Origin of the sequence: Streptomyces sp. NPDC006687 (assembly GCF_040636215.1) — a bacterium.
Taxonomy (GTDB): domain Bacteria; phylum Actinomycetota; class Actinomycetes; order Streptomycetales; family Streptomycetaceae; genus Streptomyces.
In genome coordinates, this window is record NZ_JBEYJJ010000003.1 from 397,396 (window position 1) to 421,859 (window position 24,464).

Below are 24,464 nucleotides of genomic sequence, written 5' to 3' on the forward strand. Positions count from 1 at the left end.
CCGGCACCGCTGAGCAGCGGCCCTACGCCTGGGCGCGGGCGATGAGCAGGGCGACGTCGTCGTGCGTGTCGGGCCGGCGCAGGGCCGACAGCAGCAGGTCGCAGGTCTCCTCGATGGGGCGGTGCGGGCCCGCCAGCAGGTCGGTCAGGGTCAGCAGCCGGGTGTCGATGTCCTGGTCCCGGGTCTCGACCAGGCCGTCCGTGTAGAGGATCAGCTCGTCTCCCTCGCCGAGGGTGAAGGCGCTGGTGTGGAAGGGCACGCCGCCGACGCCCAGGGGTACGCCCGTCGTCAGCTGGAGCAGCCTCGGATGGCGCCCGCTGCGCAGGTGCACCGGCGGCAGGTGGCCGGCCGTGGCGATGTGGCACAGCCGTGAGTGGGGGTCGTAGACGGCGTAGACGCAGGTGGCCATGGCCTCGCCCAGGTCGGCGGTGGCGGCGTCGAGGTGGGTGAGGACCGTCGCCGGGTCCAGGCCGAGACGGCCCAGCGCCCGGGCCGTGGCGCGCAGCTGGCCCATGGTCGCGGCGGCGTTGATACCGCTCCCCATGACGTCGCCGACGACCAGCGCGGTCCGGTCGCCGGTGAGCGCGATGACGTCGAACCAGTCGCCGCCGGTCTCGTCCGCCGCCCCGGCCGGCTGGTAACGGTAGGCGATGTCCAGCCCGGGCGCGGCCGGCGGGTGCTGCGGCAGCAGATGGCGCTGGAGGGCCAGGGCGGCATGGCGCTGGCGCTGGTACCAGCGGGCGTTGTCGATGGACACGGCGGCGTGGGCGGCCAGTTCGGAGGCGAGCAGGACGTCGTCCTGGCTGAACGGTGCCTGGTTGCGGGCCCGTTTCAGGTCCAGCGTGCCCAGGACCTGGCTGCGGGCGATCAGCGGCACCGCCAGGTACGAGTGCACCCCCGCCTCGGCCAGCAGCCGGGCGGCCTCCTCGTCGCGGGCGATGCGCGGCAGGTCCTCCGGGGTGACGTGCGGGACGAGGACGGGCCGGGCGGTGCGGGCGCAGCGGGCCACCAGCCGGTCGGCGCGGTACAGGGCCACGTCCCCCACGGGGTCGGCCGCGTCCTCGGCGGGCGTGCGGTAGCCGGCCTTCACCGCCAGCGCCCGGAACCGTACGGTCAGCTCGTCCGCGCCGTCGCCCGGCCGGCCGCCGGTCAGCACGGTGTCGAGGACGTCGACGGCGGCGATGTCGGCGATCTCCGGCACGGCGACGTCGGCCAGCTCCCGGGCGGTGATGTCCAGGTCGAGGGTGGTGCCGATGCGCACCGAGGCGTCCGCGATCAGCGACAGACGGCGCCGGGCGTGCGCGGCGGAGACGGCGGCCCGGTGCTGCTCGGTCACGTCCACCACCGACACGGCGACGCCGATCACCCGCGCGGACTGGTCCTCCAGCCGGTAGATCGACACCAGCCAGGCGCGCTCCTTGGCGTCGTCGGAGATCCGGCCGGTGGTGAAGTTGTCCAGGACCGGAACGCCGGTCTCCATGACCTCGCACATCCGCTCCTCGACGGCGGGCGCGTCCAGGAAGGGCAGTATGTCGCCGATCCGCTGTCCGAGGTGGCGCTCGGACGGCACCCCGTTGATCCGCTCCAGCGCCGGGTTGACCAGGACGTAGCGCAGGTCGGTGTCGAGGACGGCGAGCCCGATGGGGGACTGGTCGACCATCCGCAGGGAGAGGGCCAGATCGCGTTCGACCCGGCGCAGGGTGGCCTGCTCGGAGGCGAGCCCGAGGGCGAACATGCCCCCGTGGTCGGCCTGGAGGCGCATGTTGCGGAACTCGACGAGCACGGTGTGGCCGTCGCGGTGGCGGACGGGGAAGGAGCCGGCCCAGGCGCCCTCGCCGGCCATCACCCGGGCGAACAGGCCGAGGACCTCCTCCCGGTTCTCCTCCTCCACGAGCAGGGTCACCGCGAACCGGCCGAGCGCCTCCTCGGCGGAGTAGCCGAACAGGGTGGCGGCCTGCGGGCTCCACAGCCGGATCCGCCCTTCGGCGTCCAGCACCACCGCGGCCACTCCGAGGACGTCGAGGAGACCGCCCGCCGAGGGAGAACCGGCGGGCGGGGGCGCAGGAGGTTCCTCCCCGGGGCCGTCGGCCGGCGGAGCGGGCTGCGCATCGGCCATCACCGGCCTCCTCACCCGGACGGAGCTCCTTCCATGCTGGCGCCCCGCTCCTGGCCCGGCGACCCGGCGGGGGCCATAGGGGCGGAGGGGGCGCCGGCGGGGCTCCGTGGCGGGCGGGACCGGGGCGCCGCATCGTGCGGCACCCCGGCGGGCCGGGCCGGTCAGGGGAAGGGAGATCGGGCGCAGGGGCGTCAGTGGAAGAGCATGGAGGCGCCCCCGGCCGCCGTGGTGACGGAGCCCGGGCACAGGAAGCTGCCCGAGGACTTGGTGGCGGTGAAGGCACGGTTGACGTACTTGCGGGTGGTCCCGTCGCGGTCCCACACGATGTTCGTGGCCTTGTAGCGGCAGGAGACGAAGCTCTGCTGCCCGGTGATGTCGATCAGGTCCGTCCGGGCGGTGGCCGTCGCGTCGTCGAACGTGAAGGCCGGGTCGTTGTTGAGGGAGGCGGTGATCCCGCCGCTGCAGGCGAGGTTCCCGCCGGGCTTGTTGATGCTCGTACGGTCCACGGTGAGGGCGGTGGGGGGATTGGCGCTGGTACGGGCGTTGGTCCAGGTACAGGTGTTGCCCGAGACCACGATGACGCCATCGACCTGCTGGCCCGCGGTGGGGCCGAGGGCGGCGGCGCTCGTGACACTGCCGACGGTGGCCGCGAGGGCCATGACCGCTATGGCGAGTTTCGCGCGGTGCATCATGTCGCTCCTCTGTGACACGTCCTTGTGGGGGTGTGGTGCGAGGGCGGTACCGAGTGCGTCAGGGAGCGTGCCACAGGGCTCGCGAGAAATCCCGAGCGATGTCATGCGCGTGTCAATATTGGCCGGATCGTGGCGGCCGCCGGGCGGGGGCGGCCGCGGTCAGGGCAGATCGGTGTCCACCGGTTCGGCCTCGTAGACGTGCGGGGCGTCGCCCTGCCACTCGATCAGCGGGACCGCACCGCCGAGGACCACCTCGTCGGGGTCCGGCACCTCGGCGCGGCGCAGGAACTCGATGACGTCGGGATCCGAGTGCGCGACGCCCAGGACCGTCTCACCCCCCTCGGCGCGCAGGCTCACCCGGCGGCCGCCCGAGGGCGAGACGCGGTGTACGACGATCGGCGCGTGCTCCATCCCTCCACCCTGGCCCCACCCTGCGCGCCCCGCATCCGTGCACCCCCGTCCGGGGCCGCGCGTGGCAGGCTGGAGCCATGTGCGGCCGTTACGTCTCCACCCGTGCCCCCGAGGACCTGACGGGCCTCTTCGACGCCGTCCCGCCGGACCCCGGTCTGGTCCTCCCGCCGAGCTGGAACGTCGCCTCCACCGACCCCGTCTGGGCCGTGCTGGAGCGCGCCGACCGGGAGAGCGGGGAGCTGGAGCGGCAGCTGCGGCCCCTGCGCTGGGGGCTGGTGCCGTCCTGGTCCAAGAGCGCGGACGGCGGCGCCAGGATGATCAACGCCAGGGTCGAGACGGTGGGGGAGAAGCCCGCCTACCGCCGCGCCTTCGCCAAGCGCCGCTGCCTGCTGCCCGCCGACGGGTTCTACGAGTGGCAGGCCGTGGCGGCGACCCCCACCGCCAAGGCGTACAAGCAGCCGTACTTCATCACCCCGCAGGACGGCTCGGTGATGGCGATGGCGGGCCTGTACGAGTTCTGGCGCGACCCCGCCGTCACCGACCCCGACGACCCGGCCGCCTGGTGGTCCACCTGCACCGTCATCACCACCGAGGCCACCGACGCCGCCGGCCGCGTCCACCCCCGGATGCCCCTGGCCCTCGCCCCGGCCGACTTCGACGCCTGGCTCGATCCCGCCCAGGAGGACCCCGGCGCCCTCCGTGCCCTGCTCGCCACCCCGGCCGGCGGCCGCCTGGAGGTCCGCCCGGTCACCACGGCGGTGAACAGCGTCCGCAACAACGGCCCCGAACTCCTCACCGCCGCCGCCCCTTGACCGCTACCCCCGGCCGGCCCCGGGGACGGGCGTCCGGTCATACCGTCCGTACGGTGACGCCCGCCGCGGCCAGCGCGTCGGCCGCGTCCTGCGGGGCCGCCGCGTCGGTGACGACGGCGTGCAGCGCGGAGGCGGGCAGGACATGGGCGAGGGCCGTACGCGTGAGCTTCTGCGACTCGGTGACGGCGATGACCCGGCGGGCCGAGGCGATGGCCGCCCGCTTGACGGCGGCGTCCGCCAGGTCGTAGGCCGTCAGTCCGTCGGCCGCCGTCAGGCCGCAGCAGCCGATGACGGCGGTGTCGAAGCGCAGGGCGGCCAGCGACGCCTCGGTCAGCGGCCCGGTCAGCGAGAGCTCCCCGCGGCGGGGCGCCCCGCCCGGCAGCAGCAGCGTCAGCTGCGGCGCGTCGGCGAGGACGTTGGCGGCGTGCAGGGACAGCGGCATGACCGTCAGCCTGCGGTGGTGCAGCGCCCGGGCCACCTCCAGGCAGGTGGTCCCGCTGTCCAGGACCACCGACTCCCCCTCCGTCAGCAGGGCGGCGACCTCGGCGGCGAGGCGCCGCTTGACCTCCACCCCGTCGCGGGCCCGCAGCGGGAAGGGGGCCTCCTCCCCGCGGAGCAGCAGGCTGCGGGCCCCGCCCCGGTAGCGCTCCAGCACCCCCTGCTCGGCCAGGGCCTCCAGGTCGCGGCGGATCGTCATCTCGGAGGCGCCGGTGAGCCCCGCGAGCTCGGCGACACTGCTGCTGCCCCGGGCGCGCACGGTCTCGGTGATCTGCCTCAGGCGGTCTGCACTCATGCTCAGATTGAACAATGTTGGTGTTCGAAACGCAAGTTCCGAACATCTCTGGTGTTTGTTATGTTCGCTCCATGGAGACGGACACCTCGGCGAAAGCCGCACCCCCTGCCGCACCCGACGTCACGGCCACCCTCAGGAAGGCGCGGGCGGCCACCACCGGCTGCTTCGCCCTCAACGGATTCGTCATGGGCATGTGGATCGTGCACATCCCCTCGGTGGAACAGCGCACCGGTGTGAGCCACGCCGTCCTCGGCTGGCTCCTGCTCCTCCTGGGTGCCGGGGCCTTCGCCGGGATGCGGTTCGCCGGCCCGCTGACCGACCGCTTCGGCGCCCGCCTCGTCGTCCCCGCCGGCGCGGGGCTGTGCAGTGCCGCGGTGGTGCTGCCCGCGCTGGCGGGCGACGCCGTCGCCCTGGGCGGGGCCCTGCTGCTGCTCGGCTTCGGCAACGGCTGCCTGGACGTGGCCATGAACACCCACGCCGTCCAGGTGGAACGCGGCTACGGGCGCCCCGTGATGTCGGCCTTCCACGCCGTGTTCTCCATCGGCGGCGTACTCGCCGCCCTGGCCGGCGCCCTCGCGCTCGGCGCCGGCCGGCCGCCCGTGGCCACCCTGGGCGCCACCGCCCTCGGCGGGCTCCTCCTCGCGCTCCTGCTCCCGCCCGCCCTCCTGCCCAGGGAACCCGCCCGCGCGGCGACCGCGCCCGAGGCCGTCCCGGGCCGCCGCCCGACACCGCCGCGCATCCGGATGCTCGCCGCCCTGGCCTTCCTCCTGATGCTCTGCGAGGGCGTGGCCAACGACTGGAGCGTGCTCCACCTGCGGGACTCCTTCGACGCCCCCGCCTCCACCGCCGCGCTCGCCTACGGCGCCTTCGCGACGGCCATGACCGCCGGCCGGCTCCTCACCGACCGGCTCGCCGCGCGCACCGGCCCCGTCGCCGTCCTGCGGTACGGTGCCGTGCTCGCCGGGGCCGGCCTCGCGCTGGCCGTCGCCGCGCCCGCCGTACCGGTGGCCCTGGCCGGCTGGACCCTCTTCGGCGCGGGCCTCTCCGGCTGCGTCCCGCAGCTGTTCAGCGCCGCCGGCCACGCCGACCCGGACGCCGCCGGGGCCAACGTCTCGCGCGTCGCGGGCCTCGGCTACCTGGGCATGCTGGCCGGCCCGGCCGTGATCGGCCCGCTCACCCGCCTCGTACCGCTCGGCCCGGCGCTGCTGCTGCCCGTGGCCTGCTGCGCCTTCGCCGCCCTGGCCGCACCCGCCCTCCGCCCCGCCCCGGCGCCTGAGGCCCTGTGAGGCGACGGCCGGCGCTCTCACCGTGCCGGGTGCCCGGGGCGGCCCGATAGTGGAGCTGTGAGCGACGACGGGACGCGGCGGCCCCCGGCGGCGGGCCCCACCGGGGGCACCGCATGGTCCGGGAGTGAGGGAGCGCGGGCCTTCGCCGCCGTGGAGGCGGCCACGGACTGGCTGCTGGGCTACCCCTTCGTGCTGCGGGCCCTGTCCCGCCGGATCCGGCCCGGCGCCGTCCTCGTCGACTACGGCTGCGGGCCCGGCACGGTGGCCGACCACGCCGCCCGGGTGCTGGGGGCGCGGGTGATCGGGGTGGACACCTCGCCCGAAATGCTCGCCCTGGCCCGCGCCCCGGAGACCGCCGTGGCGGAGTTCCACCTGGTCGAGGACGGGCGGACGGCCGGCCTCGCCGACGGCTGCGCGGACGCGGTGATGTGCAGCCACGTGCTCGCCTCGCTGCCGGACGAGGAGGCGGTGCTGTCGGTGTTCACGGAGGTCCGCCGGCTGCTGCGCCCCGGCGGCCCGTTCGTCCTGCTGTCCACCGACCCCGACTGCGGCGGCCGGGCCTACGCCTCCCTGCGGATCGGCGGTCCGGGCACCGCCCACGCGCCCGGTGAGCCCCTGACCGTACGGCTGCTGCGCACCGACGGATCCTGGCAGGAGGTGCGCAACCACGCCTGGCCCGTCACCCTGCTGCCGGCGCTCCTGGAGCGGGCCGGTTTCCGTGACGTGGTCCAGGAACGCCCCACGGTCGAGGAGGCGCAGGACGTCGCCGATCCGGATCTGGCCGGCAGCCGTCCCTGGACGGCCGAACGCGAACAGCCCCCGCTGGTGGTCACCACGTCCCTGGCGGCCTGACCCGGCAGGACCCGCTACCGGACCGGCGGCGGCGTCGCCGCGGCCGGGTACTGCTCGGCGAGCACCGTGGCGAACAGCGTGCTCACGTCCGCCGCGGACAGGCCCTGCTCGCACGCCTCCCGCATCCACTCCCCGAGCCGGGCCCGCAGCGGGGACTCCGGGGCCGTCTGCGGGGTGGCGAGGGAGCGGGTGATGAACGTGCCCGCACCCTGGCGCACCTCGACCAGGCCGGATCGCTCCAGCTCCCGGTACGCCTTGAGGGTGGTGTTCGGGTTGACCTTCGTGCTGGCGGCGACCTGCGCCGCCGTCGGCAGCTTGTCCCCCTCGGCCAGCGCACCCATACGGAGCGCCTGCTCCACCTGCTGGACGATCTGGAGATAGGCGGGCAGGCCGCTGCGGCGCTCGATGCGGAACACGACCATGGCGCACGCCTCCTTGATCACCGAAGACCATCTGAAGATCATCCGAAAAGCCCGGTCCAGCCTAGGGGGTGTCCGCGGGCCGTGACCCCGGATCGACGGCCCTGCTCAGAGGGTGCTCCGCCGCGTCCACCACAGGACCGACCCCACGAGGACGGCGCTCAGCCCCAGCAGCACCCCGGCGGCGCCGGCCTGCATGCCCGCCATCTGGTCCGCGTCGAAGTAGTCCCAGACCGAGTTGACGATCCCGCGCGCCGCCCGGCAGCCCTCCGGCGAGGCGTCCTGCACGCAGGTGCCCCACCCGTAGAGCCGCCCCGAGGCGGTCCCCACCCACTGGTCCACCTGCACTACCTGCTCCAGCGCCGGCGGCTCGGGGCTGCCCAGCGGGAAGGCGAGCCGGCGCGGGGTGCCGAGGTCGCCCTTGTAGACGTCACCCACGAAGAGGGCGGCGCCCGAGAGCAGGAAGGTGACGGTCATGGCCGTGGTGGCCCGGCGGGCCACCACGCCGACGGCGATGCCCAGGGAGGTGGTGAACAGGGCCGTCGCCGCGAGGACGGGGCCGCCGGCGTCGAAGAGGGCGCCGCTGAGCCAGTCGACGGGCGCCAGCGGGCCGGCCGCCCGCCACCACCACCCGTACAGCAGGCCCAGGATCCCGGTCGTCAGCATCGCCAGAGCCAGCGCGAAGCACAGCTTCCATCGCAGCCAGCGGCCCCGGGGGACGGACTGGGTCGTCACCAGCCGCGCGGTGCCCTGCTCCCGGTCGGCGGCGAGGAGCGGGGCGCCGAGGAAGACGCCCAGCAGCAGCGGCAGGAAGCCCAGGTTCCGGCCGAAGGAGTCGAGGTCCTCGCGCACCCGGTTGACGGCCTCCGGGGCGACGGAGTCGGGGGACCGGGCGGGCCACCCGGCGGAGTGCAGGGTGTCCAGCACCGCGGCCCGCTGGTAGAGCATCCAGGCCGAGCCGAGGACGGTCACGGCGGCGCATAGGATCAGCGCCGCGCGGTGCTGGCGGACCAGGAGCCAGGCCAGTCCGCGCAGCCGGCGCGGGCGGGCGGACGCGGCGGCCGGGCGGGCCGGCGCCGGGGCGGGAGCGGTCATGGCGTGGCTTCCTTCCGGTGGCAGGGGACGGCGGTGGGGGAGAGCAGCGGGGGCGCGCCGGGGGAGCGGAGGTAGGCGAGCAGCACCTCCTCCGTGCTCGGCTCCGACAACTGCCACGCCGGGTCCAGGGGGCCCTCACGGCGTACGAGCGCGGAGAAGTGGCGCCCGGAGGTGCGTACTTCGACGACGGTGTGGGTGTGCAGGGCGGCGGGAGGCCCGTCCCCCTGTGTCACCCCGCTGACGAGGGTGTGCATCGGCACCAGCTCGTCGGTCTCGCCCGCCATGCGCAGACGGCCGCCGTCGAGGACGAGGACGTAGTCGCACATGTCCTCAATCTCGTTCAGCAGGTGGGAGGAGATCAGCACGGTCGTCCCGTGCTCGGCGGCCTCCGACAGCAGCAGCGCCCCCATCTCGTCCCGCGCCACCGGGTCGAGGTCGGCCATCGGCTCGTCCAGCAGCAGCAGTTCGGGCCGCTTCCCGAAGACGAGCGCGAACGCCACCCGGGTCCGCTGGCCCCCGGACAGGTCGCCGGCGCGCGCCTGGAGCGGAATCCGCCCCGAGTGGACGATCCGCTCGGCCGCCTCCTGGTCCCAGCCCGGGTTGAGCTCGCGTCCCAGCCGCAGGTGTTCTGCCACGGTGAACCGCTTGAACAGGGGTTTGTCCTGGCCGAGATAGGCCCACCGGGCCATGGTGTCCGGGTCGGTGACGGGCGAGCCGAAGACCCGCACCTCACCGGCCGAAGGCTCCAGCAGGCCGGCCGCGAGGGACAGCAGGGTGCTCTTGCCGGCCCCGTTGGGCCCCACCAGGGCGGAGATCCGGCCGGCGGGGATCCGGAAGGACACCTCCTCCAGCGCCCATCCGCGCCGGTACCTCCTGCCCAGCCCGCGTGCCTCCAGAGCCCAGCGGGTACCCGTCGCGGCGGATGCGGTCGTATCGCGCACGGCTCCCCCTTTCCGTGAATCCACTAGGGAACTAGTGGAATCATGGGGGCAGGGTCCGGCCCTGTCAATCACCAACGGTCCTGTCAGCCGCCCGCGGGCGCCGCGTCGGGTGGTGCGGACACCTGGTGCAGCCGCAGGGCGAGCTGGAGCTCCAGCGCGCGGTCGGGGGACTGCCAGTCGGGGCCGAGGAGGCGGCCGATGCGCTCCAGGCGCTGCACCACGGTGTTCACGTGGACGTGCAGCACCTCCTTCGCCCGGGCCTGGCTCATGCCCGAGGCGAAGTAGACGCGCAGGGTGTGGAGCAGGTCGCTGCCGCGCCGGGCGTCGTAGTCCAGGACCGGGCCGAGCGTCGCCCGGACGTACCCCGCGAGGTCGGGTCCGTCGCCCAGCAGCACGCCCAGGAACCCGAGTTCCGCGAGCGTGCATCCGTCCCCGGCCCGGCCCAGCGCGCACAGGGTGCTCAGACAGCGCAGGGCCTCCGCGTGCGCGGCGGGCAGCGCCGCCGGACCCCCCACCGCCCCCGCCGCGCCGACCGTCACCGGGGCGCCCACCGCCCGGCCCAGCGCCACGGCCAGCCCGGCGGCGTCCGCACCCGGAGCCGACGAGGGGGCCAGCAGCACGGCGTGGTCATGGTGGACCCCGGCCAGGCCCCGGCGTTCCCGGGCCTGGTGCGCGGCGGCCGCCAGCAGCCGCGGCCGCGGGGCGGCGTCGCTGTGCAGGACGAACAGGGCGTGCGGGCGGCCCAGGTCCACCCCCAGCCGCCGGGCGCGTTCGGCCAGCCCCGCCGGATCCCCGGACGGGCCGAGCAGGTCGCCGAGCAGCTCGCCCCGGATCCGGTCCTCGGTCTGCGCGACCGAGCGCCGCAGGAGCAGCAGCAGGGCCGTGACCATGGCGGCCCGTTCGAACAACCGCCGCCCGGCCTCGTCCAGTCCGGGCCGCCCGGTCAGGGTGACGCTGCCCAGCAGTTCGGGCCCGGCCAGGACCGCGCACACCCAGGTACCCTCCGCGGCGACCGCCCGGCCGCTGGTCCGCGAGGCCGCCACGGCCCGAGCGGGCGGGGCCAGCGGCCGGGTCCGCGCACGGGCCAGCTCCGTCCCGTCGGCGTCGTGCACGAGGGTGCCCCCGTCGAGGAGCGCGCCGATCGCCGCCGCCACCTCGGCCAGGTCACCGCCACGCAGGACCAGGCCCGTCAGCCTGTCGTGCGCCTCCTCCGCCCGGCGCAGCGCGTCGCTGTTCTCCTGGATGATGCGCGAGGCCACGCCCAGTTCCGCCAGCGCCCGGCGGGTCTCCTCCAGCAGCCGGGCCCCGTCGATGGCGATGGCCGCGTGGTCGGCGAGCGAGGACAGCAGCGCCACCTCGCGCGGGCTGAACTCGCGCGGGCTGCGGTCGGCGGCGAACAGCACCCCGATGACCCGCGCCCCCACGCGCAGCGGCACGCCCAGGATGGCGTGCAGGTCCTCCTCGCCGACCGCGCTGTCGATGGGCGCGGTGTGCCGGAAACGGGGGTCGCGCTGGTAGTCGCCGGTGGCGTACGGGCGGGCGGTCTGCGCGACCAGCCCGCCCAGCCCCTCGCCCATACCGAGCCGCAACTGCTGGAACGCCGCCGACACCGAACCGTCGGTGACCCGCATGAAGGTGTCCCCGGCGGCCTCGTCGTTGAGGGAGAGATAGGTGACGTCGGTGTGCAGCAGCTGCTTGGCCCGGTGGGTGATGGCCCGCAGCACCGAGTCCAGGTCCCGCAGTGCGGCCAGGTCCCCCGCGGTGTCGAACAGGGCGGTCAGCTCGGCCTCGCGGGTACGGTGCTGGGCCAGGGTCCGGTGGATCTCCAGGGCCACCGCGGTGGCCTCCTCCAGGGCGGCCAGCTCGGCGGGGGAGGCCCCCTCAGCCCGTGCGGAGGCGGCCGGCCGGGCGAACTCCTCGGCCGGCGCGCCCTGGGCCAGCAGCCCGAGCAGTTCCCGCAGCCTCGCGTCGGTCACGCCGCCGAGCATACGGGCCGGCCCCTCAACGCCCGCTGGGGGAGCCCGCCGTGGCCGGGGCGGCCGCGCGGGACCCGGTGAGGCTGCGGCCCCTGGTCTCCCGGGCGGCGAGCGCGGCCACCGTGGTCACCAGCGCCGCCGCGCACAGGTACACGGACACCGGGACGGAGGAGCCATAGTCCTTCAGCAGCTCGACGGCCACGATCGGCGCGAGCGCCCCGCCGAGCAGGGAGGCCAGCTGGGACCCCATCGAGGCGCCCGAGTACCGCACCCGGGTGTCGAACATCTCCGAGATGAAGGCCGCCTGCGGCCCGTACATCGCCCCGTGCAGCAGCAGCCCCGCCGTGACCGCGAGGGCGATCACCGCGAAGGACCGCGTGTCGAGCAGCGCGAAGAACGCGAACGCCCACACGGCCATCCCGGCCGACCCCACCAGCGTCACCGCCCGCCGCCCGATCCGGTCCGACAGCGCCCCCCACAGCGGGATGGTCACGAAGTGCACGGCCGAGCCGATCAGTACGGCGTCGAGGGCGTCCGACTTGGGCAGATGCAGGTGGACGGTGACGTACACCAGCAGGAAGGCGGTGAGGACGTAGTACGAGACGTTCTCCCCCAGCCGCACCCCGATGGCGGTCACCACCTCACGCCCGTGCGCCCGGAACACCTCGACCACCGGCGGCCGCTGCCGCGCCCCCGCCGCCTCCTCGGCCTCGGCCCGGGCCCGCGCTTCCAGGAACGCCGGCGACTCCGACACCGAGATCCGTATCCACAGCCCGACCACCACCAGCACCCCGGACAGCAGGAACGGAACCCGCCACCCCCACGCGAGGAACGCCTCGTCCGACTGCACGGCGGCCAGCAGCGCCAGCACCCCGGTGGCCAGCAGGTTCCCGCCGGGCGCCCCGGCCTGCGGCCACGAGGCCCAGAACCCCCGGCTGCGGTCGTCCCCGTGCTCGGCGACGAGCAGTACGGCCCCGCCCCACTCCCCGCCCAGCGCGAAGCCCTGCACCAGCCGCAGCACGGTCAGCAGCACGGGCGCGACCCAGCCGACGCTCGCATGGGTGGGCAGCAGCCCGATGGCGAAGGTGGCCCCGCCCATCATGAGCAGACTCACCACCAACAGCCGCTTCCGCCCGATCCGGTCCCCGAAGTGCCCGAACACCACCCCGCCGAGCGGCCGCGCGGCGAACCCGACGGCATAGGTGAGGAACGCCAGCAGGGTCCCGACGAGGGGGTCGCTGGCGGGGAAGAACAGCGTGTTGAACACGAGAGCGGCGGCGGATCCGTAGAGGAAGAAGTCGTACCACTCGATGGTGGTCCCGATCAGACTCGCGGCGACGATCCTCCGTATGCCTGACGGGCTCGTTCTGCTCGCTGCGGGGGAGACCATGTGCACCACTTCCAGGGGGTCTGCGGGGACGTCGGGTGTCGCCACAACGTAGAAGTCCGCAGATCAGCGGCATATGTGGCGGACCATCACAATCACAGGCCAGGTTGTGTGCCGCATCACCACACGACCACCACTGGCTCATTTCCACCCCCGGAGGAAGCCCCTCCGTATCGTGTCGGATGTGCAGAATTCGGCCCGTTTCAGCGGGCCGGTGCTGACTACGCAGCGCTGAACTCCGACATTCGGCGCGCATCGGGTCGGCAGCCTGTCGCTTGAGGGCTACCGACAGGTGCGCCAGGGGAAGCGCGAGGGAAAACCGTCCGCTTGCCACTCGTTCGAGGCGCTCACCGAAACAGCTGGTTGGGGAAGCCCAGCCACCCCGCGCTGAGTGCCCCCACTCGTCTTCCGGCTGGTGCAGGTGCAGTCAGGCCCGCGACTTCGATACGCTGCTGATGCCGCCTGGGTCTGTTCGCCGCCCTCAACGGCAAGCCCGACAAGCTGTCCGACCAGCAGGGCAACCCCGAATACTGGGGCTCGGCCATCAAGGACGGCCGCCAAGTCGACTTCGTGGTCAAGGTCCGCTACGCCGAGACCACCGAGGACGGCAGGTACGAAGCGCCGGGAGCGAAGGGGAAGGCCGGAGTCGTCACGGCCTATTGCCGCGGGATGCAGAAATGCCCCTCATGGGTCAACTGAACTGCTCAGAGGGCTGCCCCGCCCGCGCCCAGAGTGCCGTTGTCGCAGCCCTCCGGCACTACACGGACACCCCCATCGCCAGGCCGTACTACGTACGCGGGTGTGTTCCCGAGCCGGACGACGCAGCCGTGATCGTCGCGCTGTGGACTGGCCCGAGCGCACGGGAGAAGAGGACGCCCACGACCCTCTGTGCGCAGCCGTCTACGACCTGACCGACAGTGCCCATGTCATCCCATCTCGTCACTGTTGTGGCCTTCTCGGATTCCGGTGCTGACGGTTTGCTGACCGTCAGCGATCCGAGGCCCCTGTTGACCTGGATGAACGGAACCCGCTTCGGCGAGGTAAAGGGCTATGACGGCTCGCCGATCCCTGCCCCCCCACTTCCGCCGGCCCCCCTTGCAAAACCCGCGGTCGGATGCCCTGACCTGTATGTCCCTGTAGCGGGCGGAACTGGCTTCGGTGACCCCCGCGAAGCCTGCGACTGGCCGCCAGGGTGCCCACTTCCGGGTGACCCCCCGGTCCGGCTTCGCCGTCGCCGCGTCGTGCGTGCTTGAGCATCACCAGCAGGTCCGGTCTCGTCCTGGCCGTGGAACCGCCGGTCACGGGGAGCCTGCCGATGCACATCCTGCTCATCGCGAGCGCGTTCAACAGCCTGACGCAACGGGCTCATGCGGAACTGCGCGACCACGGGCACAGCGTGACCGTGGAGCTGGCCCTCCGGGACGTGCCCCTGTGGGACGCCGTCTCCCGCCACCAGCCCGACCTCGTCGTGGCGCCCATGTTGAAGAGTGCCATCCCGCCAGAGGTATGGGAGGCGTACACCTGCCTCATCGTTCACCCGGGCCCCGTCGGTGACCGCGGACCGTCCTCCCTCGACTGGGCCATCCACGAGAAGGTGAGCCGGTGGGGCGTGACCGTCCTGCAGGCCAATGCCGAAATGGACGCAGGCGACGTCTGGGCGTCGGTCGCCTGCCCGGTGCCGCCCGTGGGCAAGGGGGACCTGTACCGCAACGAGGTGTCCGACGCCGCGCTGGCTGCGATCCTCCTGGCCGTCGAACGCTTCGCCTCGGGTACGTTCTCGCCTCAGCCTCAGCCTCAGCCTCAGCCTCAGCCTCAGACCGGCGGAGGCGAAGAGGGGGCAGCTCGCACTCGGGCCTACTTCGACCAGGGTCTGCGCCGCATCCGCTGGGAGTCGGACACCACCGAGACCGTGGTCCGCACACTGCGCGCGGCCGACTCGTTCCCCGGTGTGCTGGACGAACTGCTGGGCAAGGAGTGGTATCTGCACGGCGGTCACCCGGAGTACGGACTGCGCGGCCGCCCGGGGGAGCTACTGGCCACCAGGTCGGGGGCGATCTGCCGGGCCACCGTCGACGGCGCCGTGTGGATCCCCGAGCTGCGCCCCCGGCGCGTACCCGGGGGGCCGGCCACGTTCAAGCTCCCCGCCGTTCTGGCCCTGGGCGACAGCCTGCCCAAGCTGCGCGAACACCCCGCCGCGCCGGACGCGGACGCCTCCCTCCGAACCTGGGCCGACATCCGCTACCGGGAGGACGGCCCCGTCGGCTTCCTCTCCTTCTCCTTCCCCGGCGGCGCCATGAGCACCTCGCACTGCCACCGTCTGCTCCGCGCCTACCGGACGGCCTGCTCCCGTCCCACCTCCGTGCTGGTCCTCGGTGGCAGCCGGGACTTCTTTTCCAATGGGATCCATCTGAACGTGATCGAGGCTGCCGACGACCCCGGCGCGGAGTCCTGGGCCAACATCAACGCCATGGACGACCTGGTGGAGGCCGTTCTGACGACCACGGACCGGCTGGTGGTGTCCGCGGTGGGCGGCAACGCGGCCGCAGGCGGGGTGATGCTGGCCCTGGCTGCGGATGAGGTGTGGTGCAGGAGGGGCGCGGTGCTGAACCCGCACTACCGCCTGATGGGCCTGTACGGCTCCGAGTACTGGACGTACACGCTGCCCGGCCGGGTGGGCCCAGGGGTGGCCGACAGGCTCATGCGGGAGGCCCTCCCGGTGAGCGCCGCAGCCGGACTGGGGCTCGGCCTGGTGGACCGTACGGTCGAATGCGGGCCACAGGACTTCGCCGCCGAGACCGGCCGCCTCGCCGCGCGGCTCGCGTCCTCATCCGCGACGCAGGCGCGTATCGCAGCCAAGAAGGCCCAACGGGAGCGGCACGAGGCGGCCAAGCCGCTGGCCTCCTACCGGGAGGAGGAACTGGTCCACATGCTCCGTACCTTCTCGGACCCGGACGCCCCTTACCACGCGCTGCGCAGGGCCTTCGTGCGCAAGCACCCCGCGGCCCGGACACCGCCCCACATCGGCGTGGCGCTCCCCGGGAGGAGGGCGGCGCCCCCGGCGTCCTCACGCTGAGGCGGTACCGGATCCGCCCCCGGCGCTGTCGCGGGGTGACCGGCTGCCTGCTATCAAGAAACGTGAAGGGAATATGAACCGCTTCGTCGTATTCCTCCCCTAGGAGGCTTGGCCCCATGGATGCAGCAACGCCGACCCCGGCCCCGTCCGAGACCGTCCCCGGCGCACCCGATGGGGACGAGTCCCCGATCCACATCCTCTGGATCAACGCGGGGCTGAGTTGTGATGGCGATTCGGTAGCCCTGACGGCCGCGATGCAGCCGAGCATCGAGGAGATCGTGCTCGGAGTGCTGCCCGGCCTGCCGAAGATCGCGGTCCACTGGCCGCTTGTCGACTTCGAGTGCGGACCGGTGGGTGGGGCGGACACGTTCATCGAGTGGTTCTTCAAAGGCGAGCGCGGTGAGATCGACCCGTTCGTGCTGGTCATCGAGGGATCCATTCCCAATGAGTCGATCAAGCCGGAGGGGTACTGGTGCGGGTTCGGCGACAACCCGGAGACCGGCCAGCCGATCACCACCAGCGAGTGGATCGACCGCCTGGCGCCCAAGGCGCTGGCGGTCGTCGCCATCGGAACCTGTGCCACGTACGGTGGCATCCACGCGATGGCCGGCAACCCGACCGGCGCCATGGGAGTACCCGACTACCTGGGCTGGGACTGGAAGTCGAAGGCCGGCATCCCGATCGTGTGCGTACCGGGCTGCCCGATCCAGCCCGACAACTTCTCCGAGACCCTCACCTACCTCCTCTACCAGGCCGCGGGATCCGCCCCGATGATTCCGCTGGACGACAAGCTGCGTCCGACGTGGCTGTTCGGGGCCACGGTGCACGAGGGGTGCGACCGGGCCGGCTACTACGAGCAGGGCCAGTTCGCCACCACGTACGACTCGCCCAAGTGCCTCGTCAAGCTGGGCTGCTGGGGGCCCGTCGTCAAGTGCAACGTGCCCAAGCGCGGGTGGATGAACGGCATCGGCGGCTGCCCCAACGTCGGCGGCATCTGCATCGCCTGCACCATGCCGGGTTTCCCCGACAAGTTCATGCCGTTCATGGACGAGCCGCCCGGCGGCAAGGTCTCCAGCGCGGCCAGCGGTGCGTACGGAGCCGTCGTCCGCAAACTCCGCTCCATCACCGCCAAGACCGTGGACAAGGAGCCGAAGTGGCGTCACGCGAGAGACGAGCTGACGACCGGATACCGGCCGCCCTGGTGACCGGCCCCGGACGTGCGACGCGCACGGCACCACCCCGGCCCCGCCTCGGCTGCGGCCCCGGCCGGCCCCGGCTGATCATCCCGTCCTGATCCGACCCCCTCCCGTAACGAAGTCTTGAAGAAGGGCGCTGCGCAGACGATGGCACCGACGACGAAGGCCGGCGACGACGGCAGTGGCCTGGTGGAGATGGCCTGGGATCCGATCACCCGGATCGTGGGCAGTCTCGGCATCCACACGAAGATCGACTTCAAGCAGAAGCGGGTGGCGGAGTGCTACAGCACCTCGTCGGTCTTCCGCGGCTACAGCGTCTTCATGCGCGGCAAGGACCCCCGCGACGCGCACTTCATCACCAGCCGCATCTGCGGCATCTGCGGCGACAACCACGCCACCTGCTCGGTGTACGCGCAGAACATGGCCTACGGCGTCAAGCCCCCGCATCTCGCCGAGTGGATCATCAATCTCGGTGAGTCCGCCGAGTACATGTTCGACCACAACATCTTCCAGGAGAACCTGGTCGGGGTCGACTACTGCGAGAAGATGGTCCGCGAGACCAACCCGGGGGTCCTGGAACTGGCCGAGCGCACCGAGGCCCCGCACGCCGGCGACCACGGCTACCGGACCATCGCCGACATCATGCGGTCCCTCAACCCCATCGAGGGCGAGTTCTACCGCGAAGCGCTGCAAGTCAGCCGGTACACGCGGGAGATGTTCTGCCTGATGGAGGGCCGCCACGTGCACCCCTCCACCCTCTACCCGGGCGGCGTGGGCACCATCGCGTCCGTCCAGCTCTTCACTGACTACCTCAGCCGCCTCATGCGTTACGTCGAGTTCATGAAGCGCGTCGTCCCGCTCCACGACGACCTCTTCGACTTCTTCTACGAAGCCCTTCCCGGGTACGAGGAGGTCGGCCGCCGGCGCGTGATGCTCGGCTGCTGGGGCGCCCTCAACGACCCCGAGTACTGCGACTTCACGTACGCCAACATGACCGACTGGGGACGGAAGATGTTCGTCACCCCGGGCATCGTGGTGGACGGCAAGCTGGTCACCAACGACCTCACCGAGATCAACCTCGGCATCCGCATCCTCCTGGGCAGCTCGTACTACGAGGACTGGGCCGGGAAGGAGCAGTTCGTCACGCACGACCCGCTCGGCAATCCCGTCGACCCGCGCCACCCGTGGAACCAGCACACGATCCCGGCCCCCCAGAAGCGGGACTTCAACGGCAACTACAGCTGGGTGATGTCGCCGCGCTGGTTCGACGGCAAGGACTACCTCGCTCTCGACACCGGAGGCGGCCCCATCGCCCGCTTGTGGTCGACCGCCCTGTCGGGCCTCGTCGACGTGGGCTACGTCAAGGCCACCGGGCACAGCGTCGTCATCACCCTGCCCCGCACCATGACCAAGCCCGAGACCCGCTTCGAGTGGAAGAGCCCGAAGTGGAGCAACGCGCTGGAACGCAACCGTGCCCGCACGTACTTCCAGGCATACGCCGCGGCCATCGCGTTGCACTGCGCGGAGCAGGGTCTGGCGGAGGTGCGCGCCGGACGCACCCAGACCTGGGAGAAGTTCGAGGTACCGGACGAGGGCCTGGGCGTCGGCTTCACCGAGGCGGTACGCGGTGTCCTCTCGCACCACATGGTGATCCGCGACGGCAAGATCGCCAACTACCACCCCTACCCGCCGACCCCGTGGAACGCCAGCACCCGCGACACCTATGGAACCCCCGGGCCCTACGAGGACGCCGTGCAGAACACGCCCATCTTCGAGGAGAACCCGCCGGAGAACTTCAAGGGCATCGACATCATGCGCGCCGTCCGCAGCTTCGACCCCTGCCTGCCCTGCGGCGTCCACATGTACGTGGGCGGCGGCAAGACCGTGCAGAAGATGCACATGCCGACCGGCCTGAGCGGCCTGGCCGGATGAGCGCGACCGAGACTCCGCGGTCTCCGAGCGCGGAGGAGGCCGGGCGGCGGGTCGAGGAGATCCTTGACCGGCTGACCGCTGCCGCAGACCCCGCGACGGCTGCGGCGGCCGAAGAACTGGTCCGGGTCCTGATGGACTTCTACGCCGCGGGCCTCGCCCGGATCGTCACACTGCTGCAGGCCCCCGCGGCGCGCGCAGCGCAGGGCGGCCCGCTCAGCGGGCTGCTCGGCGACGAACTGGTCGCCAGTCTCCTTGTCCTGCACGACGTCCACCCCGAGAACACCTCGGCGCGGATCTCCCGCGCTCTCAAGAGCGTTCAGGGACATGGTGTGGAGTTCGAGCTCCTCGCATTCGACGAAGCGACCGGCACCCTGCGGCTGCGCACGACCAGCCCGTCCGGCGGCGGTTCGGGCTGCGGCTGCTCCAGCACGGGTTCGTCGGCCCGGCAGGCCGTGGAGGATGCCCTGGCCTGCTTCGCCCCGGAGGTGAGCCGCGTGGAACTGGAAGAGGCCCCGTCCTCCCACGAGCCGGCCCTGCTCCAGATCGGCACGCGTCCGCCCACGGGCGCGGCGGGCCGGTCGGCTCCGGCGACGGCGCCGTGAGTGCGCCGCAGGGCCGGCCGCAGCCCCCGGCACCCGGCGCGCGGACGCGGGGCCTGCGCCGGTTCGCGGGACCGCGTGCGCCGCAGCAGGAACGGTGCGAACTGTGCGGAGTGGTCGTCCCGGACGACAACCACCGCCACCTCGTGGACACCGAGAGGCGCTCCCTGGCCTGTGCCTGCACCCCGTGCTCCCTGCTCTTCGCACAGCCCGGCGCCGGCAGCGGCCGCTACCGCACGGTCCCGGACCGCTATCTGGCCGACCCGGGCCACGCCTTCGACGCCGCCGCCTGGGACCTCCTGCAGATCCCGGTCGGCGTCGCCTTCTTCTTCCGCAACGCCGCACTGGACCGGCTGGTCGCGCTCTACCCCAGCCCGGCCGGTGCCACGGAAAGCGAACTCGACCCGGCGACCTGGCAGACCGTACTCGGCACCAGCCGGCTGGCCGGCATGCTCGAACCGGATGTGGAGGCGCTGCTGCTGCGCCGCACGGAAGGCCGCACGGAGTGCTACCTGGTGCCGATCGACATCTGTTACGAACTGGTGGGCCGAATGCGCCTGCTGTGGCAGGGGTTCGATGGCGGAGCCGAGGCACGGGCCGCTCTGCAGGTGTTCTTCGCGCAGGTCGGACAGCGGGCCCGGGCGCTCACAGAAGGAAGCAGGCCGTGACCGAGCTCTCCTTCACCTGCACCGGGGTCCGCGCCGACCCCTACGCCGCCGGCCCCACCCTGGTCTTCCGGCTGCACGTCACCGCGTCGGACGAGACCCGGGTGCACGCCCTCGCGCTCCGCTGCCAGATCCGCATCGAACCGGCCCGCCGCCGTTACGAGGAGCCGGAGGCGGACAAGCTGGCCGACCTGTTCGGCGAGCGCTCACGCTGGGGCACCACACTCCAGCCGGTGCAGTTCGCGCAGGTCTCCCTCATGTCTCCCAGCTTCACCGGGGAGACGGACATCGACCTCGTCGTGCCCTGCACCTACGACATGGACATCGCCGCGACCAGGTACGCCGAGGCCCTCTCGGGTGGCGAGGTGCCGCTGCTCATGCTCTTCTCGGGAACGGCCTTCACCGGTGCCGGCGGGTTCCGCGTCGAGCCGGTGCCCTGGGACCGCGAAGCGACCTACCGGATGCCCCTGGAGGTATGGCGGGAGATGCTCGAACAGCATTTTCCCGGCTGCGGCTGGATCCGTCTGCCCCGCGACACCATGGACGCCCTTCTCGCGTTCCGCTCGCACCGGGCGCTGCCCTCGTGGGAGGCCACCCTCCGGGCACTCCTGGACGAGGCCGCCCCGGCGGCTCCCCGGACACCGGCCCGTAGCCTGCCCCGTTCCGGTGCCGTACTGCCGCGCGTCACCGAGAGGACGGCGACATGACCACGACGGCCGTGTTCAGCCCCGAGGTGGAGTCCCGTTTCGCCACCGCGCGGCAGGTGGCCGATGCCGTCCTCTTCGAAGGCTACGTGCTCTATCCCTACCGGGCCTCGGCGGCCAAGAACCGGCTGCGCTGGCAGTTCGGAGTGCTCGTACCGCCCGCATGGGGCGCCGACCGTGAGGAACACGCCTTCCAGCGCACCGAATGCCTGATGGAACCCAGAGCGGGCGCCACGCTGGCGGCCGAGGTGCGGTTCCTGCGCGCCCAGCGGCGCACCGTCCAGGAGGCCCGGCCGGGCGGCACGTTCGAAACGGTGCCTGAACTGCACCTCCACGACCGCGTCCTGGTCCCCTGGGACGAAGGCACCGAAGAACGCGTCGAGATCGTCGCGACCGTGGCCGAGCTGACCGGAGACGGGATCGTCGTCCCCTTCACCCGGCCCGCCGGTGAAGACACCGAACCGGTTCACGACACGGACGGCGCGCTGGTGGGCCGGTTGGTCCGCCGGTACGACGAGGCCGTCGGCGTCGTACGCCTGTCCGCGAGCGAACTCGACGGTCCCTACCGGGTGATGCGGCTGACGGCCGTGGTGGAGAACACCAGCACGTGGGTTCCGGCCGACGGGAGCGGCGACCGCGACGCCGCACTGCCTCATTCGCTCGTCTCCACGCACCTCCTGCTCTGCCTCGACACCGGCTCGTTCGTCTCGATGACGGACCCGCCGGAGTGGGCCAAGGGCGCGGTGGCGTCCTGCCGGAACCGGAACACCTGGCCGGTGCTGGCCGGTGAGCCAGGCCGCGCCGACCTGGTGCTGTCCTCCCCGATCATTCTGGAGGACCACCCCGCCATCGCCCCGGAAAGCCCGGGGGCGCTCTACGACGCGACCGAGATCGACGAGATCCTCGCCCTGCGCACCGCGGCCCTGACCGATCAGGAGAAGCGCGAGGCCCGCGGGACCGACGCGAAGGCCGCCGCCGTGATCGACCTGGCCGACTCCATGCCGCCCGAGGTCCTCGAACGCCTCCACGGAGCGGTCCGCGCCCTGCGCGAGATCACCGAACCAGGCCCGTCCGGTCTCTCCGGTACGGGGCCGCCCATCCCGCCCGACCCGTTCGACACGCCTGGTGTCTCCCGTCCCGACACGCCCTGGTGGGATCCCGCGGGCGACGCCGGTCTCGACCCGGCCACCGACCAGGTCCTGGTCGACGGCCGCCCGGTCGCCGCCGGCAGCCGCGTGCTGCTGCGTCCCGGCCTGCGCCGCACCGACGCGCAGGACCTGTTCCTGCACGGGCGCAGCGCCCGGGTCGAGGCCGTACTCCACGACGTGGACGGGGGAGTGCACCTCGCCGTGACCGTCGAAGGTGATCCCGGCGCGGACATCCGCCGCGAACAGGGACGGTTCCTGTACTTCCAGCCCGACGAAGTAGCACTCCTGGAGGACGCGTGAACCCCGCCCCGCCCGGCAACGGCCGGACCCTGGTCGCCGGAGTCGGCAACATCTTCGTCGGTGACGACGGCTTCGGCGTGGAGACGGTGCGCGCGCTGGCCGGGCACCAGCTCCCCGACCACGTCGAAGTCGTGGACATCGGAGTACGGGGCGTGCACCTCGCGTACCAGCTGCTCGACGGATACGACACGCTCATCCTCGTCGACGCCACGGCGCGCGGCGGCGCCCCGGGGACCGTGTACCTCATCGAAGCCGCGTCGGCGGGCGGCATCGAGCCCGAGGGTGCCGTGCTCGACGGGCACCACATGTCGCCCGACGCGGTCCTGGCCGTGCTGGACACCCTGTGTGCCGGAACCGGTGCGACGCCGCCGCGGTGCACGCTGGTGGTGGGATGCGAACCCGCGTCCGTCGAGGAGGGGATCGGCCTCAGCCCCGAGGTGGCCGCCGCCGTACCCGAGGCCGTTCGATGCGTCCTCGACCTCGTACGCCAGAGCACCCATGAAGCGCCCGCGCACAGTGCCGGGGCCCGACCGGCCGGGACATGAGGAGCACACCATGAAGAAGTCCGTGATCGGCAGCGCCGTCGCCGCCATCGTCTTCCTCGCCCTGGTCAGGCAAGTCCTGCCCGACGTCAGGCGCTACCTGCGCATCCGCAGGATGTGACGCGGCCGCTGCACCGAACGGGGGCACGCGGGGCGCGGCATCGGTGAGTCACGGAGCCCGTCCCCGCAAGCCGCCGTGTAATGGTGCCCAGCGGACCGGCCACACCCCTACCGGCCTCCGCCAGGACGGAGACCGATGCACGAGATGTCCATCGCGCTGGCCGTCGTCGACCAGGTGGAGGAGGCGGCAGCCAAAGCCGGCGGCGTCACCGCCGTCACGTCCGTGCGGCTCCAGGTGGGTGAGCTGGCCGGGGTCGTCCCGGACGCACTGGCCTTCTGCTTCGAGCTCGCCTGCGCGGGGACCGTCCTGGAGGGCGCCGAACTGATCGCCGAATCCGTGCCCGGCCGCGCCCGCTGCGCGACGTGCGTGGACGAATGGGCGGTCGGTGCGCCTCCGCAACTGTGCTGCCCGGCGTGCGGTCAGGCGGCAGCCGAGCTTCTCTCCGGCCGTGAGCTGCAGATCGCCGGTGTGCAGTGGGAAGACGGTCCGGCCCGTGACCGCACCCGAGAACCCGTCTCCGAGGAGCGCTGAACCATGTGCCGAGTCGTCGACCTGCAACAGGCGGTCCTCGCCAAGAACGAGGTTGCCGCCGATGCGCTGCGCACCGGACTGGCAGCCCGGGGCACCACCGTGATCAACTTGCTGTCCAGCCCCGGCAGCGGGAAGACGGCCCTGCTGGAACGCGAACTCCTCCTCGCACGTGAGCGGGGAGTGCCGGTCGCCGCGCTGACCGCCGATCTCGCCACGGAGAACGACGCCAGGCGCCTGGCCCGCTCCGGCGTACCGGTCAAGCAGGTCCTCACCGACGGACTGTGCCACCTCGAGGCGGACATGCTGGGCCGGCATCTCGAGGGATGGCTGCCGGAAACCACCCGGCTGGTGTTCGTGGAGAACGTCGGGAACCTGGTCTGCCCCGCCTCCTACGACCTCGGTGAGGCATTGCGGGTCGTACTCGCTTCGGTCACCGAAGGCGAGGACAAGCCGTTGAAGTACCCCACCGCCTTCGGGCTCGCCCAGCTCGTGGTGGTCACCAAGACCGACATCGCCGATGCCGTCGGGTTCGACGAGCCGGCGTTCCGCGCCCACGTCGAGCAGGTCAACCCCGGGGTGGAGGTGGTCCTGACCTCCGCCCGCCGGGGCGAAGGGGTGGGCGTGCTGCTCGACCGGGCGATGGCGGTGGCGGACGGAGAGCCGGCACACGAACCGGTGATGGGCCGGCAGAACCGCGGTCACCACCACCACGGGGACGGCTCCCGGCAGATGAACGGTTCGCACACCCATCCCCACCCCCACGACCATGCGGATGATCCAGGGCAGTCCGCCCACGCGGCGTCCGCCGGCCTTGCCGCCCAGCCCCGGGCGTGAGCGCACCGCAGCCGGGCACCGTCGACGTCCCCGCACCAC

Annotated in this window: 22 protein-coding genes and 1 pseudogene; 14 read left to right on the plus strand and 9 right to left on the minus strand. The window is 72.7% G+C overall.

Annotation, left to right across the window (positions count from 1 at the left end):
* Positions 1–22 precede the first annotated feature (22 nt).
* The 3 genes from ABZ716_RS06225 to ABZ716_RS06235 form a co-directional block, all read right to left on the minus strand.
* Complete coding sequence (locus ABZ716_RS06225; protein ID WP_358956964.1) at positions 23–2,116, minus strand: SpoIIE family protein phosphatase; 2,094 nt, start codon at positions 2,114–2,116, stop codon at positions 23–25.
* Positions 2,117–2,307: 191 nt separating this feature from the next.
* The gene (locus ABZ716_RS06230; RefSeq protein WP_358956967.1) at positions 2,308–2,805 is read right to left on the minus strand and encodes a hypothetical protein; all 498 of its coding nucleotides are present in this window, start codon (positions 2,803–2,805) and stop codon (positions 2,308–2,310) included.
* A gap of 162 nt (positions 2,806–2,967) precedes the next feature.
* Positions 2,968–3,219, minus strand: coding sequence for a hypothetical protein (locus ABZ716_RS06235; RefSeq protein ID WP_351886220.1), 252 nt, complete (start codon positions 3,217–3,219; stop codon positions 2,968–2,970).
* Positions 3,220–3,296: 77 nt separating this feature from the next.
* Here ABZ716_RS06235 and ABZ716_RS06240 point away from each other — a divergent pair, with 77 nt between their 5' ends.
* Positions 3,297–4,031, plus strand: a complete 735-nt coding sequence (locus tag ABZ716_RS06240) for an SOS response-associated peptidase (RefSeq protein WP_358956969.1) — start codon at positions 3,297–3,299, stop codon at positions 4,029–4,031.
* Between the two features lie 37 nt (positions 4,032–4,068).
* Here ABZ716_RS06240 and ABZ716_RS06245 read toward each other — a convergent pair whose 3' ends face one another.
* Entirely contained in the window at positions 4,069–4,824 is a 756-nt protein-coding gene (locus ABZ716_RS06245) for a DeoR/GlpR family DNA-binding transcription regulator (RefSeq protein WP_358956971.1), read from the minus strand.
* 71 nt (positions 4,825–4,895) lie between these two features.
* Here ABZ716_RS06245 and ABZ716_RS06250 point away from each other — a divergent pair, with 71 nt between their 5' ends.
* On the plus strand, positions 4,896–6,110 hold the full coding sequence (locus tag ABZ716_RS06250) for an MFS transporter (protein WP_358956973.1): 1,215 nt from the start codon (positions 4,896–4,898) through the stop codon (positions 6,108–6,110).
* A gap of 57 nt (positions 6,111–6,167) precedes the next feature.
* Positions 6,168–6,962, plus strand: coding sequence for a class I SAM-dependent methyltransferase (locus ABZ716_RS06255; RefSeq protein WP_358956975.1), 795 nt, complete (start codon positions 6,168–6,170; stop codon positions 6,960–6,962).
* A gap of 14 nt (positions 6,963–6,976) precedes the next feature.
* On the opposite strand, the gene ABZ716_RS06260 is transcribed toward ABZ716_RS06255, so the two are convergent.
* The 5 genes from ABZ716_RS06260 to ABZ716_RS06280 all read right to left on the minus strand — a co-directional run bounded on the left by ABZ716_RS06260 (position 6,977) and on the right by ABZ716_RS06280 (position 12,783).
* Complete coding sequence (locus tag ABZ716_RS06260) at positions 6,977–7,384, minus strand: GntR family transcriptional regulator (RefSeq protein WP_358812599.1); 408 nt, start codon at positions 7,382–7,384, stop codon at positions 6,977–6,979.
* A gap of 105 nt (positions 7,385–7,489) precedes the next feature.
* A complete protein-coding gene (locus ABZ716_RS06265; RefSeq protein WP_358956978.1) occupies positions 7,490–8,476 on the minus strand; it encodes an ABC transporter permease in 987 nt (328 codons plus the stop codon).
* Positions 8,473–9,417: an ABC transporter ATP-binding protein gene (locus tag ABZ716_RS06270; protein WP_358956980.1), complete on the minus strand. Its 945-nt coding sequence runs from the start codon at positions 9,415–9,417 to the stop codon at positions 8,473–8,475. The genes ABZ716_RS06265 and ABZ716_RS06270 overlap by 4 nt, the downstream gene beginning before the upstream one ends.
* Before the next feature lie 83 nt (positions 9,418–9,500).
* Positions 9,501–11,405: a GAF domain-containing protein gene (locus tag ABZ716_RS06275; RefSeq protein WP_358956983.1), complete on the minus strand. Its 1,905-nt coding sequence runs from the start codon at positions 11,403–11,405 to the stop codon at positions 9,501–9,503.
* A 13-nt stretch (positions 11,406–11,418) separates the two neighbouring features.
* Positions 11,419–12,783: an MFS transporter gene (locus ABZ716_RS06280; RefSeq protein ID WP_358812680.1), complete on the minus strand. Its 1,365-nt coding sequence runs from the start codon at positions 12,781–12,783 to the stop codon at positions 11,419–11,421.
* Between the two features lie 1,010 nt (positions 12,784–13,793).
* Here ABZ716_RS06280 and ABZ716_RS06285 point away from each other — a divergent pair.
* The 11 genes and pseudogenes from ABZ716_RS06285 to hypB all read left to right on the plus strand — a co-directional run.
* Positions 13,794–13,886: pseudogene (locus tag ABZ716_RS06285) on the plus strand (pirin); the annotation flags it as partial.
* A gap of 209 nt (positions 13,887–14,095) precedes the next feature.
* The gene (locus ABZ716_RS06290) at positions 14,096–15,853 is read left to right on the plus strand and encodes a hydrogenase maturation protein (RefSeq protein ID WP_358957094.1); all 1,758 of its coding nucleotides are present in this window, start codon (positions 14,096–14,098) and stop codon (positions 15,851–15,853) included.
* 116 nt (positions 15,854–15,969) lie between these two features.
* Positions 15,970–17,058: a hydrogenase expression protein HypE gene (locus tag ABZ716_RS06295; RefSeq protein ID WP_351886258.1), complete on the plus strand. Its 1,089-nt coding sequence runs from the start codon at positions 15,970–15,972 to the stop codon at positions 17,056–17,058.
* A gap of 138 nt (positions 17,059–17,196) precedes the next feature.
* The gene (locus ABZ716_RS06300) at positions 17,197–18,981 is read left to right on the plus strand and encodes a nickel-dependent hydrogenase large subunit (protein WP_358956986.1); all 1,785 of its coding nucleotides are present in this window, start codon (positions 17,197–17,199) and stop codon (positions 18,979–18,981) included.
* On the plus strand, positions 18,978–19,583 hold the full coding sequence (locus tag ABZ716_RS06305; protein WP_358956988.1) for a hypothetical protein: 606 nt from the start codon (positions 18,978–18,980) through the stop codon (positions 19,581–19,583). The genes ABZ716_RS06300 and ABZ716_RS06305 overlap by 4 nt, the downstream gene beginning before the upstream one ends.
* Positions 19,580–20,248, plus strand: a complete 669-nt coding sequence (locus tag ABZ716_RS06310; protein WP_358956990.1) for a DUF5947 family protein — start codon at positions 19,580–19,582, stop codon at positions 20,246–20,248. Before ABZ716_RS06305 ends, ABZ716_RS06310 begins: the two co-directional genes overlap by 4 nt.
* Complete coding sequence (locus ABZ716_RS06315; RefSeq protein WP_358812592.1) at positions 20,245–20,952, plus strand: DUF6084 family protein; 708 nt, start codon at positions 20,245–20,247, stop codon at positions 20,950–20,952. Before ABZ716_RS06310 ends, ABZ716_RS06315 begins: the two co-directional genes overlap by 4 nt.
* The gene (locus ABZ716_RS06320) at positions 20,949–22,397 is read left to right on the plus strand and encodes a hypothetical protein (protein ID WP_358956993.1); all 1,449 of its coding nucleotides are present in this window, start codon (positions 20,949–20,951) and stop codon (positions 22,395–22,397) included. Before ABZ716_RS06315 ends, ABZ716_RS06320 begins: the two co-directional genes overlap by 4 nt.
* Positions 22,394–22,942: a hydrogenase maturation protease gene (locus ABZ716_RS06325; protein ID WP_358956996.1), complete on the plus strand. Its 549-nt coding sequence runs from the start codon at positions 22,394–22,396 to the stop codon at positions 22,940–22,942. Before ABZ716_RS06320 ends, ABZ716_RS06325 begins: the two co-directional genes overlap by 4 nt.
* Before the next feature lie 253 nt (positions 22,943–23,195).
* Positions 23,196–23,591: a hydrogenase maturation nickel metallochaperone HypA gene (gene hypA, locus ABZ716_RS06330; RefSeq protein ID WP_358956999.1), complete on the plus strand. Its 396-nt coding sequence runs from the start codon at positions 23,196–23,198 to the stop codon at positions 23,589–23,591.
* 3 nt (positions 23,592–23,594) lie between these two features.
* Positions 23,595–24,425, plus strand: a complete 831-nt coding sequence (gene hypB / locus ABZ716_RS06335; protein WP_358957002.1) for a hydrogenase nickel incorporation protein HypB — start codon at positions 23,595–23,597, stop codon at positions 24,423–24,425.
* Positions 24,426–24,464 lie beyond the last annotated feature (39 nt).